10 protein-coding genes and 1 pseudogene are annotated in these 12,510 nt (G+C 37.9%); 3 read left to right on the top strand and 8 right to left on the bottom strand.

Translation table 11 applies throughout. The annotated features are described in order from the left end of the window. Positions 1-55: 55 nt before the first annotated feature. Positions 56-2,290, bottom strand: a complete 2,235-nt coding sequence (locus tag MUN88_RS11745; RefSeq protein WP_244715226.1) for a glycosyltransferase — start codon at positions 2,288-2,290, stop codon at positions 56-58. A gap of 34 nt (positions 2,291-2,324) precedes the next feature. Next, positions 2,325-3,962, bottom strand: a complete 1,638-nt coding sequence (locus tag MUN88_RS11740; RefSeq protein WP_244715224.1) for a glycosyltransferase — start codon at positions 3,960-3,962, stop codon at positions 2,325-2,327. A gap of 238 nt (positions 3,963-4,200) precedes the next feature. Between MUN88_RS11740 and MUN88_RS11735 the strand changes: the two genes are divergently transcribed. From MUN88_RS11735 to MUN88_RS11725, 3 genes are all read left to right on the top strand, one after another. Further along, positions 4,201-4,599, top strand: a complete 399-nt coding sequence (locus tag MUN88_RS11735; RefSeq protein ID WP_244715222.1) for an alpha-helical endospore appendage domain-containing protein — start codon at positions 4,201-4,203, stop codon at positions 4,597-4,599. 89 nt (positions 4,600-4,688) lie between these two features. After that, positions 4,689-5,150 carry a hypothetical protein gene (locus tag MUN88_RS11730; RefSeq protein WP_244715220.1) on the top strand — a complete coding sequence of 154 codons (462 nt, stop codon included), beginning with the start codon at positions 4,689-4,691 and terminating at the stop codon, positions 5,148-5,150. A gap of 176 nt (positions 5,151-5,326) precedes the next feature. After that, positions 5,327-5,914 carry an HAD family hydrolase gene (locus MUN88_RS11725; RefSeq protein ID WP_244715218.1) on the top strand — a complete coding sequence of 196 codons (588 nt, stop codon included), beginning with the start codon at positions 5,327-5,329 and terminating at the stop codon, positions 5,912-5,914. A 986-nt stretch (positions 5,915-6,900) separates the two neighbouring features. On the opposite strand, the gene MUN88_RS11720 is transcribed toward MUN88_RS11725, so the two are convergent. The 6 genes and pseudogenes from MUN88_RS11720 to MUN88_RS11695 all read right to left on the bottom strand — a co-directional run bounded on the left by MUN88_RS11720 (position 6,901) and on the right by MUN88_RS11695 (position 12,498). Then, entirely contained in the window at positions 6,901-7,209 is a 309-nt protein-coding gene (locus MUN88_RS11720) for an ArsR/SmtB family transcription factor (RefSeq protein WP_244715216.1), read from the bottom strand. Between the two features lie 16 nt (positions 7,210-7,225). Continuing rightward, entirely contained in the window at positions 7,226-8,155 is a 930-nt protein-coding gene (locus MUN88_RS11715; protein WP_244715214.1) for a cation diffusion facilitator family transporter, read from the bottom strand. A gap of 527 nt (positions 8,156-8,682) precedes the next feature. Next, complete coding sequence (locus MUN88_RS11710; protein WP_244715212.1) at positions 8,683-9,687, bottom strand: TIGR00341 family protein; 1,005 nt, start codon at positions 9,685-9,687, stop codon at positions 8,683-8,685. Between the two features lie 16 nt (positions 9,688-9,703). Continuing rightward, positions 9,704-10,417: pseudogene (locus MUN88_RS11705) on the bottom strand (SDR family NAD(P)-dependent oxidoreductase). Continuing rightward, positions 10,401-11,813: an ATP-binding protein gene (locus MUN88_RS11700; protein WP_244715210.1), complete on the bottom strand. Its 1,413-nt coding sequence runs from the start codon at positions 11,811-11,813 to the stop codon at positions 10,401-10,403. The pseudogene MUN88_RS11705 and the gene MUN88_RS11700 overlap by 17 nt, the downstream one beginning before the upstream one ends. Next, positions 11,800-12,498: a response regulator transcription factor gene (locus MUN88_RS11695; protein WP_244715208.1), complete on the bottom strand. Its 699-nt coding sequence runs from the start codon at positions 12,496-12,498 to the stop codon at positions 11,800-11,802. The genes MUN88_RS11700 and MUN88_RS11695 overlap by 14 nt, the downstream gene beginning before the upstream one ends. Positions 12,499-12,510: the final 12 nt, after the last annotated feature.

Genomic DNA, 12,510 nt, shown 5'->3' with positions numbered 1-12,510 from the left:
AATTCCAAAAATAAAAAGCCTCCATCACATATATGGATGAAAGCTTAGAGGATTATTATTCTTTTGGCTTAAACCAGTCTGCATATGCATTATTAAAATATTTCTCATTAAATAATATACTGGAATGAGTAGGATTATACGATTTAGCCAATTCGTTATGCTCGTAAGCCTTTTCCGGCATTCCGATATGATCATAACAAACACACAACTGAAGATGAGGTACCCACGTCCAATTGGCCGGATTACTCATCGACATCCTGTTCGGTGGATCCGGTAAAGCGAGTGCCTGTTTAAACCAATAGATAGCTTGGTGATATAACTTTTCATTGATTTTAAGTCGGCCGATTTCACAACATATATCCGCTCTAGGTTGGTCAAATTGAAAGGTTTTGAACAAGGAAAGATATTGTTCATCATTTATCTCTAATTTCCCATAACAGTCCGCTAATTTTAAGCATGCCTGAATATTATCCTCAATCCAGCCTTTTTTTCCTTCTAAAAATTCCTTATAATTTTCAATTGCTTCCTCATTCAACCCATGGTCTCGGAGTTCATTAGCAAAATAGTAACGTTCTCGAGGAGAAAACTCCTCCCCATTTTCTTGCATTTTACGGTAAATCTTTAAATTTCTATCTGTATAGGCTTTATTTTTCCGATGTGTAATCGCTACATCACTATGGTAACTCTTACCACTTACCGCCAAGTATTCATGCACTGCCCCCATCCATTGAAACTGACGAGAACTTTTAACCAGCCTGTTCCTTCGCAAAGAAGAAGTTACATTACCTGCATCGTCAAAAGCTAGGTGATATGGCATTGTCACGGTATCAATATCTCGTGGCAGTGTTTTTTTTAATTGTTTAAAGAGTCCGCGGTCTTTTTCTAACAGAACATCATCTGCATCAAGCCATAAAATGTATTCTTTCGTTGCTTTACTAAAAGCAAAATTACGAGCATCTGCAAAATGATCATGCCATTCGTAGTCATATATATTAGCATTGAATTTTTTGACGATTCGTTTGGTGTTATCTGCAGAGCCTGTATCCACGATATTTATCTCATCCACAATATCATGAACAGATTGTAAGACTCGTTCAATACTTTCTTCTTCGTCTTTTACAATCATACATAAACTTATCGTAATATCGCCATTTGACCGACTGGCGGTTAACTCTGGTTGTTGTTGTTCGAGTAATTGAAGTGCTTCTGTTGCTTCTTTATGTTCAGGGTCTTGACTAAGACATTGTTGATAGCTAGAAGCTGCATCAAATGGCATATCCAGATTTTCATAGCATTGACCAATCCAGTACCAAGCGTGGAAACTTCCCACACCTTTTAAAATTAAATGATGAGTATTCTCTTCACCTAATTCCAGGCAATGCTTAAATGTTGTTAATGCTTCATTGAACATATCCATTTGGAAAAGAATAACCCCTTTATAAAAATGAAGATCAACATAATCTTCGTACAGCATGATGGCTTTATCAATTGAAGGATAAGCACCATCATAACTTCCGGTCATCAGCATTGTTTCATACTTTAATTTATACAACAGAGATGGTGGAAGTTGACCGGCCTCTATAAACTGATATAACGACTCATTTACAGCATCAAATGCTTCTTCGTATTCTCCCATGCGATAATATTCACTCGCAATATGGTAGTCTATCCATGGGCTGTATTCCGATTTTTCTTTTTCTTTTTCCAACATGTTAAGATTACGTTCATTTTTATTTTTCTCTGAAGTATAGCTGTCAAGATAACCATAATGATAGATCGTGACAGGCAACTGTTTTAATTCAATGCTGTCACTCAGTACATCTTTCACATTTAGTTGCTCATGGATACTTCCGACAAAACGCAAGCCAATATCCGTACGAAACAAACGGTGCTGCTGCAGTATATAAGCTCTTTGTTCACTTGGAGGTTCTTCACCAATATAATTAATTAATGTAATGCTTGCAAGCTGCTCTTGATCCAATGAGAGTACTTCCCTCAATTGATGTCCTTCTTCTTCATCCACCACCTCATCAGCATCCATCCAGAGAATCCAATCTCCTGTCGCTTTTTCTATTCCATAATTTCGAGCTTCGCTAAAGTCATCTGTCCATTGATGGCGATATACTTTCGCTCCATAAGACTTAGCAATCTCCATAGTATTGTCATTTGATCCAGTATCAACGATAATCATTTCATCTACATGTTTCTTTACACTATCCAAACATCTTCCTAAATGGACCTCTTCGTCCTTCACAATCATGCAAAGAGACAACGTTCGTTTTTCCTTCATCAAACCAAGCTCCTTTCTGTCTCACTTACGCTTTTCACTTTTGATTGACCATTTTGCGCATGTAAGATTCCAATAGCTGAATGGTATGTTGATAGTCCATTTTCAAAGCCGTTTCTCTTGCCCGTTTCCCTAGTTGGTCTCTTCTGGATGGATCATCAAGCAATAATGCTACTGCATCCACCATTCCATCAATATCCCCTACTTCTACTTGGATACAGTTATCTTCGGTCGCATACTCTTCTACACCGCCACATTTCGTCATCACAACAGGTATACCTGAAGCCATTGCTTCTAATGGTGGCAGGCCAAACCCTTCGTATAATGAAGTAAATAAAAACAAATCGGATTGGCGATAATAATCACTTAGGCTTTTCTGATCAGGTAATACAATCGTCTCTAAAGGAAAATTCACTTTATCGATATTTGGCTCTGATTGACATACCCATTTCACGTGAAAAGAATAACCTTGTCGATATATTTCGTTCAATGTTCTAATCGCTGTATCAAAGCCTTTAAATGGCAGTTCCGGATTTCCAACCAGCAATATAACAGGTGATGCATTGTTTTTATCTCTGGTTGGATAATAAAATTTGGTATCAACGCCGATTGGTATGACATCGCTTTTGATTTGAAATTTAACCTCCAGTACCGACGCAATAAATTTCGATATACTAATAATTGGTATACCTGATGTATAGATGCTTTTCATCTTTAGTCTAATATAAAACGCCTGGAACAAACTCGGTATATCACCAAACAACCATTCGTGACCTTGCTCCAAGTACAACAGATTCCCTTCATAATCCAATAATTCAGGAACCTGAGATATCCATCCCAGTACCACAATGTCACAGATATCCAAGTGATCTGAAATTAATTTATCAGGAGGGATATAAACCTTGCCATCTACTTCGATGTCGTACCAGTCAGGCGTTAAACCATCTCCTGCTTCGCCTTTGTAGAAAAGATAAACTTGATGGCCCTTTTTCTTCAGTTGTTCCATTTGCTGCAATAACGACTTTACCCCACCTGTTAATTTAAAATGGGGCAAAATAAACCCGATTTTCATCAGTTGTTTTGATGAATTTGTTTCTTTGGGCAGACTGATTGCTTGCTCCTTTGAAGGGGTTGGATATATCTTAAAAATTTGCGCACCATTTTCACCTATTTTCACTAGCTTATGATTAAAATCAAAAGCTGTTAAATCGATCAAATTCCATTTACTTTTGTGTGTCTCAAGAGAATTGTTAAGGTAACTGCCTTGAGGTTCTGGATACAGAGGAGTAGAAATGATGAGTGATTTATTGGTATGCTCCAGTATTTGCTGAATAATCTTTAATCCTTCTTTTTTTTCGAAATGTTCCAACACATCTATTAATATAACGGTGTCATAACTTTCTAAAGTATCTATCACTTCACTGATTTCGCCGTAATGTACTTTATCGTATACATAATCATGAATTGGATTACGGTATTCTTTATAGCCTTCTATTCCTTCTAGCTTTAGTTTCCAACTCTCTTTACTGTAACGATGCTTCGGAATATCTAATTGCTCCCTTAGCAAAACACCATACTTACCAAAGCCAACACCAATATCAAGTATAGACTTAGGTGCGTCAATGATTATATGATCCATAATTTCCGGAATCGCCTGATAAAAACTTGTAGGCATTTCGTTTCGCTCCTCCTGTGAAACATTTAATGACTAACACCTTTTAAGCTTTATTCGATGTTAACGACTAACTATATCATTGTATTAATGGGACAAATCTGATATTCATTTTTACTCTTAACTGTTCATTTATTAATTGTTATTGGGCGTTTTGACACCCATTATATCTGGGTGCATATATTGCATATTGAAAGTAATATTTTTGGAAAATGCAAAAACAGAAGGAGGACAAATACAAATGTCAATGCCGAACATCCCCAATATCACTCCTGACGTAACCTTTGACAGATGCGAAGCGATCGATTTAATTTTAGCTTCTATCGCAATGGAGGAAATGTCATTATCACATATTTTGAATGCAGAGGGTGAAAAACTTCAATTTTTCTTAAAGACCAAACCTTGTCACATGCATGAATATTTACAAATTAATAAAAGCATCCATCAAACCATGAAATCCATTACTCGGTCCCAAATATTATTAGAAATGAAATTAGACGACGTACTCATACTCAATGAGTCAAGTCATTGTAAATGTGACGACTGTTGTGATGACCACCACAAGAAACATGACTGTAAAGAGGTTCACCAATGTGGTTGTGATGATTGCAGAGATAATGATCCATGCGATGATTATTAATATAGAATGATTTTCTTTTAATAACTGATCTACTCATCGTTTTTTATCGCCACACGTGCCTGCTCGTATATATAATGTAAAGGAAAGGAATGAATAAATTGAATGATAATTACCAGGACATCGAAAAACTCATAGACGATATAAATAAAAATCACTCTGAGTTCTTATATTCCTTTCTGCAATTTTTTCACGACACACTGATAACGTATGATTTAGCAGTCCGAAAAAAAGAGAATATGGAAGAAAATATATTATTATTAATGAAACAATGCTATAACGTTGATCTCTCCTATAACTATCGAATGAATATTTATTGTAAATTATTAAATAAAAAACAAAATGATCCACAATTAATACAAAAATATGCCATCTGTCATATTAAAGAATGGATTAAAAAAATCGATAAAAAATTAGAGCACATCTCTTTTTGTCATAAGCATACAAGAACTCACTTGAAAGAAATTATCACAGCATTGAAAACTAATTACGTAATAGAAGATGATCCGAAAGTTTATCTAGCACCTCCCAGTCAATTATGTTTGTTCTTATAATCGCAGTTATCTTAGCATGCAACAAACGGAAAGACTGCCTTAATAGAACTTGCTATTCCGTGTAAAGTTTAAGGCACTTCTTAACTGCTGTTTCTTTACACGGACACCATTTTTAAATTACGATTGTATCCATGCTATGATAGAACATATTCGCTAAATGAAGGAGACAAGCTATCATGAAAAATATACAACTTGTATTAGATGTCGGTGGGGTACTCGCAACTGATTTGGATCATTTCTGGTCGGAATTAGTAAAACAGGCACAAGTACCTTATGAAGCAGTAAGACAAAAATATCGTCAAGACATTAGAGAAAAGCTTTGGCAGGGACATATCGAAGAGCATGAATTTTGGAACTGGCTCTATAAAACGTTTCCAACGATTGAGGTCGATTCTTTAAAGGAAGCATTAGCTAATAGTTTATATACTTTAGAAGGTATGAATCACCTTAATGAATGGAGCAGGCTAGCTGATCTTCATATATTAAGCAACCATCGTTCCGAATGGCTTCTATCTTTATTAGATCCTATCAGACCAATCTTACATACTATTACCATTTCATCATTGGTCGGAGCAGCAAAACCCGATAAAACAATCTATCATCATTGTATGGCTCAGTTACCTTCAGATAAGACCGTATTATTTGTTGATAACAAGCAAGAAAATCTTGAGCCAGCAAAAGCAATAGGCTGGCACACCATACACGCTAAACCAGATCAACACTGGATCAACCAAGTGACTGATTTTTTACATACGTATCAATAAGAGCAGATACGGATAGGTAAACTACCTATACTGCGATTTGTCAACTATCCATGTGCTCAAGTCTCACTGTTTCTGCTAACATTTTAGATTTCTTTAGAAATAAGAAATATCAAGCATAACCCGCATGGCCCTAATTGACTTAATTAATAAACAACTTCCCATATTATGGATTATGTAAACAAAGGCTGTATTGCAGAATGGTCATTTTGATATAATTTATCTGCTCAGCAAAGCTCCGGAAATAGGCTCCGCGTCCTGTGGGCACGGCTTCAGCTAAATTAGGAAAGAAAATTCTTTTCTTTCCTAATTGGATCTTCAGCTCGCGCTGATCCCACGGGAGTCTCCGCCTATTTCCTACGCTTGAGGAAAGTGCTACAACGTATGTAACAGCTAAAAGCAGTCGTGCTAGGCATTGTATTTCATCAAACTAAGATGTAAATCTCGCAGATAGCGCTCCATATCCTAGCTGTTGCATGAATTGTGGAGCTATACATCAGCGTAGGCCAACCACGTAGACTCCCGCGGGACAGGCAGGCGCTGAAGATCCACTTTGTGAAACGATTTTTCTTCACAAAGTTAGCTTCAGCCGTGCCCCGCAGGACGCGAAGTGGTTGGCCGAAGCGATATCCCAGCACATATATTATATCAAAATGATCGCAATGCTAGTTAACATAATCCATATTATAGGTAGTTGTATACTATTTATGTTAGTTAGGACCGGGTGGACTTTCCCGGTTTTTCTTCAGCAGGTAAGAAAGTATAAAATTTTAAGGTTTCGTACCGCTTTCTAACATGAACAGCCATGTCCAGCGCAAGCACCCAGAAACTAGGCGACTTCCTGCATCGCTCTACGATAAGTCATCATCGGTTCGCAAGCTCACCGTGATTCCTTTATCCCAGTTGATGCAGTCCAGTCGCTACGTTTCTAAACGGGCGCTTGCGCTATTCTAAATTTCCTGCATTAAGATAGTTGGCGGTTGTTCTTATTAATGATGTGTCGCGTGATCGATTGATTGTTGCAGAATCCGCATGACGTGTTCATCATCTTGTGAATAATAAATCGTCTTCCCGTCTCTTCGGTATTTTACGAGTCGTAAGTTTTTTAGGAACCGTAATTGATGTGACACATTGGACTGGTTTAAATCGAGTTTCTCTGCAATATTGGAAACCGATAATTCGCCTTCAAATAGTAAGTGAAGAATTTTGATTCTTGTTGGGTCAGCTAATGCTTTAAAAGTTTGTGACACTAAAAAGAGCGTTTCTTCATCTAATGACTGATATGTTTCATCCGTCATGTTTTTCCCCTCCAGACTAATTACAGCAATCTTCCTCTTTTTCTAATTCTGAACCGGCACCTTCGACCTGAATCGTCGTATGATGTATGCCAAATTGATCATGTAACACGGTGGATGCCTTTTTCAATAACAAATCCCGGTCTGTATCCTCTTCTACTACAATATGGCAGGTTAACGATGGGAAATCAGATGTGATCGTCCAGACGTGTAAATCATGAATATTAATGACTCCGTTCAGTTGGACGAGTTCGTTTTCGATCTCCTGATAGGACAAGTTATCAGGCGTTCCTTCCATTAAAATATGAAATGAATCACGTGTAACACGATAGCCACTCACTAAAATTAACAAGGCAACAACAATACTTGCAATCGGGTCCGCCAGATTCCAATCAAAGAACATGATTAAGATCCCTGCTACAATCGCACCGACAGAACCTAATAGATCGCCTAACACATGCAGGAATGCACTGCGCATATTCAAGTTCCCCTCGGTATCACCACTATACATTAAAATAAAAGCAACAATTATATTTACAACAAGCCCGGTAACAGCAATCCAGAGCATCATCGGACTTACATTCGGTGGCTCTAGAAAACGATGATAGGCCTCATAAAAAATATAAATCGATATAACCAGCAGTGTAACCCCATTAATAAATGCAGCTAAAATCTCGAATCGTTTGTAACCAAATGTTTTCTGATTATTAGCTGCTTTTTCACTCAATTTAAACGCGAATAAGCTTAATCCCATTGCAAATGCATCGCTAAGCATGTGACCAGCATCAGATAAAAGCGCTAAACTGTTCGTCAAGAGTCCACCGACTACTTCCAGAATCATAAAAGCAGTAATAAGTATAAAGCTGATGAATAGTGCCTTTTTGTTATTGGTATGGTGATGATGATGTCCGTGGCCATGGCTGTGTCCATGGTCATGATCATGTGCCATAAGCTACCTCCTTAAAAGTTATATATGAACACATATTCATATTATAAAATGTATGCAGGATTTGTGCAAATATTATTAGAAATTTACTGTTTTTTATTAGTGAGGGTTGGGAAGAAAAAGCACGTGATGCCCTTTTATACTTCGAGTCTCTTTATAACATGCGAAAAAAAGAATTTTTATTTAAGATTCGATTTCATTCGATTTTATTGCTGCGTGATCATCATAATCACGGAGCATTAGCTTTGGAAATGTGAATGAAGCTGATCTCTTGTTCACGACAGACCGCAATTCTTTATCGCTCGGAACACTATTTATGGTTGTCTTGAATAGGGACTCTATTCGATCATAATGCTTTTCTATAAAGGCCATAATGATCGAAAGGAGTCTTTATTCGATCATAACACGCTTCCTAGAAGACCGAAGTGAACGAATGGATGTAATTCGTCTCTTATACGCCTCCACAGACCGCTTTGATATTTGTATTTAATAAATCCCAAAATCATCATTCGGTCTATACTCCATTCATTCTAAAACTTAATGACATATATCATCACGGCTAAAATAATAATGACCAAACTGACGGCGATAAGTGCATATGTTTTGGATGTGTTGGCGACTTGGATTTTTTGCCATTTGTTTGGTTCGATTCCTATTGTCCAAAAGACCACAATTGCAGAAAAAAGAATGGCACTAATATTGACCATTAGTAAAAGAAACGGGGTAAGGGCTGCTTCCCAGGAGAAGTCACCGATCATCATGCCTAGCACGACTGCAGGTGGAAGTAAAGCAACGGATACCATCACCCCAACCAATGCCTCGGATACACGTTTCGCAAAGGACAAAGCCCCAGCAGTACCTGCGGCGAGTGCCACAACAATGTCCATGAATTCGATATTTGTCCGAGCAAGAAATTCATCACTATGTAACGGTAGCGGAAAGAGAAAGCCAAATATGATGGCAATGGTAATAGGAATAGCAAGACCGAACAGTGAAGTGAGAGCAGAGCGCTTCATTAAGTGATAATCACCTAGAATAGCAGCAAAGGAAAGTGCGGTAAAAGGACCGATTAATGGGGCAATTACCATAGCTCCGATAACGATAGCTGCGCTGTCCTTCACAATACCTGCAGTAGCCACGACAGCTGATAAGAGAAGCATCCAAATAAAATTGACACTGGCTTTACTAGAGGATTGCACGACATTATATAATTCATGCCTGCTTGCCCTGGTGATTTCATTTTCCTTCTCTTCCGGGTCTTGATCTTTTTCCTCTTCTTCGTCCTGCTCCATTCGAGGAATATATGTTGAAATATTATAAAGTAACGCGCGGATTTCTTGCTCTCCCCGATCATTCATCTCGAGGAAATCAAGAATTTTCTCCGTGTTTTTCTTTTCAATTAAGATTTTAACGAGCTGTTGTGTCTCCGATACAGGTGTATGCCACTTCTCAATAAAATCAAAATCTTGTATTTCGATTAAAAATTGATCGAACCGATTGTTGGGAATATATACTTCTATCAGCTGCAATTCCATGTTGTTCGTCCTTTCATTAATGTTCGTAAATCATTTTTCTGGTCATGCCACCATCAATGATCAGATTTTCTCCATTAATGAAAGTATTAGACGGATCCGTCAAAAATAAACATGCTCTTGCAATATCTTCTGGTTTTCCTACTCGTTTGGAAGGATGTTACTGATGATCAATATCCCGTAACGCATGATAATCCGTCTGAATCCAGCCAGGACTAATGGCATTACTGGTAATGTGGTAGTCCTGTAACGTCATCGCAAGTGCATGTGTCAGAGAAAATAGCCCGCCTTTACTGACAGAATAACACTCCGTATTAGCTTCAGACATGAATGCTCGAGTGAAAGCGATTTGAATCAGACTGCCAGCGATTGATTGTTCTTTCATAATTTGTGCTGCCTGTTGGGCACAGAAAAAAGTTCCACGCAAATTTGTGTTAATGACGTTCTCCCAATCTTCCATATCGACTGCAAAAAAGTCCGCAAATGCCGATATTCCAGCATTATTGATCAAGATGTCGAGGCGATGATAATGTTGTCTGATATGCTCAAATAATTGACTGATTTCATCCATTTTACTAACGTCTGTTTGAATAAATGCTGCCTGTTCAGCTGAAGGAGCTTGAATATCTGCTACGATCACACTAGCCCCTTCTGCAAGATATGCTTGTACAATCGCAGCGCCAATACCATTTGCTCCGCCGGTAACAAGCACTACTTTATTTTGATAACGCATGGGTCTTTGCTCCTTTTGGAAACTGTAAGGTAACAGTGGTTCCTTCATTTACTTCACTGTCAACATGAATCTCACCATCATGCATTTCAACTAGGTTCTTGACAATGGCTAAGCCTAAACCTGTACCGCCATTTGCACGAGACCGCGATTTATCTACGCGATAAAAACGTTCAAATAAATAGGGGATATCTTCCTTTTTAATACCGATACCGGTGTCTTTCACACGAATCATGACTTGATTAGGTTCCTCTTTCAGCTGTAAATGTATTTCCCCTTTTTCCGTATAACGAACCGCATTTTCGACTAAATTGGTCAGCACTTGATCAAGTCTGCTCTTATCACCAAACAGATACACGATATGTTTTGGAGCATCAAGCTTCATGTTCAAACCTTTTTCTGCCGCTCTGAATTGAGACCGTTTTATCATTTCTTCTGCCATCCGGGTAACATTGATTTCTTCTTTATTCAAATCAATTTTTCCTTCTTCGATTTTAGAGAGGTCTGTTAAATCATCCATCAGATTGCTGATATGATCTGTTTCGTTTTCGATAATTTCAAGAAACTCGTCGCGTTCTTCTTTACTTTGATACATTTCATGTCGGACAGCATTGGCATAACCCTTTACATAAGTGAGCGGTGTTTTTAGTTCATGTGTAATATTTGAGAAAAACTCATTACGATTTGTTTGATAACGTTCCAGTGTTTCTGATAAATGATTGATCGCACCCGCCAGCGAACCAATCTCATCATTTGCTTTATAGTCAACACGTAACGAAAAGTTTTTCTTCTCGGCAATTTGTTTTGCGACCTTCTCCATCGCGATGAGAGGACCGCCTATTTTTTTTGAAATGAAAAAAGTAAAGCCGATCGCTAACCCAACAGCTCCAAGGCTTGCAAGAATAACTAACACAATAATATTATGAATGGAATTGCTAATGAGTCCGAAAGAAGAAAATAAGACAACACTGCCTATGGCTTCAGCCTCACTAATAATGGGCTGTGCAACCTTGAGAAAGGTATTACCTTCGAAGGTATATTCCTTGACGATCGATTCGCCTTCCTCCAGTTGTTTAAGTTCGGGATTTTCCAGTACATTATCAGAGATAGCTTCTTCCCAATTGGTTTTTAAAAGAATTTCACCATTTTCATCTAGAATGACGGCACTTGTATCCGTCATTTCAGTTAAATGCTCTAATAATTGGACATTGTCCGGGTCTTCCACACTATTTACCTGCTCGGCATATTTCTCTGAAAGTTGAACAAGTTGTGTTTCGGTCTGGTTGATTGAATAGTTCAGAATCAGTTGTAAAATAATGTATCCTAATGGAATCAGAATAATAAGCTGCAGAAATAAAATCGTTGCCCCAAGCTTAAAAACCACACTATTCAGCTTCATGTTTATCCTCCCAGTCAAATTTGTAGCCAACTCCCCATACAGTTTCAACAGGTTGCTTCGTTATGCCGGCCTTTTTTAATTTGTCTCTCACATAACGAACATGGGAATCCACTGTACGAATGTCTACTACTTCGTCTAATCCCCAAATAATATCTAATAACTGCTCTCTCGTGTAAACGCGGTTCGGATGAGCCGCTAATAAATAGAGTAAATCAAATTCCTTCGGGCTGTACTTGATCTCTTTGCCATTCACTGTCACTTCGTGTGAAGATAGATCAATAGTCAGTTCCGCATAAACCAATCTATTGCTGGATGATTGGTTTTTTTCAAAATGACGAAATTGCACATGAATACGCGCCAATAATTCTTCTGGCTCAAATGGCTTGACCATATAATCATCAGCCCCAATCATCAGCCCTTCTACTTTTTGAGAGGTTTCGTTTAGAGCAGTAAGCATAATGATCGGCACATCTGGCTTGATGTTCTTCATTTGTTTACATGCTTCGATTCCGTCTAGCTTCGGCATCATGACATCTAATAAGACAAGATCGATTTCGTTTTCCTTAAAAATATGTAACGCTTCTTCACCGTCAATCGCTTCGAAAAGCTCGAAATCATTCCGCAAATAGAGTGTCAACATCATTCTCATTTGTTGTTCGTCATCAACAATTAAAATTTTCTTCATACTTATCCCTCT

Origin of the sequence: Gracilibacillus caseinilyticus, assembly GCF_022919115.1 — a bacterium.
GTDB classification, from domain to species: domain Bacteria; phylum Bacillota; class Bacilli; order Bacillales; family Amphibacillaceae; genus Gracilibacillus; species Gracilibacillus caseinilyticus.
This window is presented reverse-complemented; position numbering and strand designations above follow the sequence as displayed.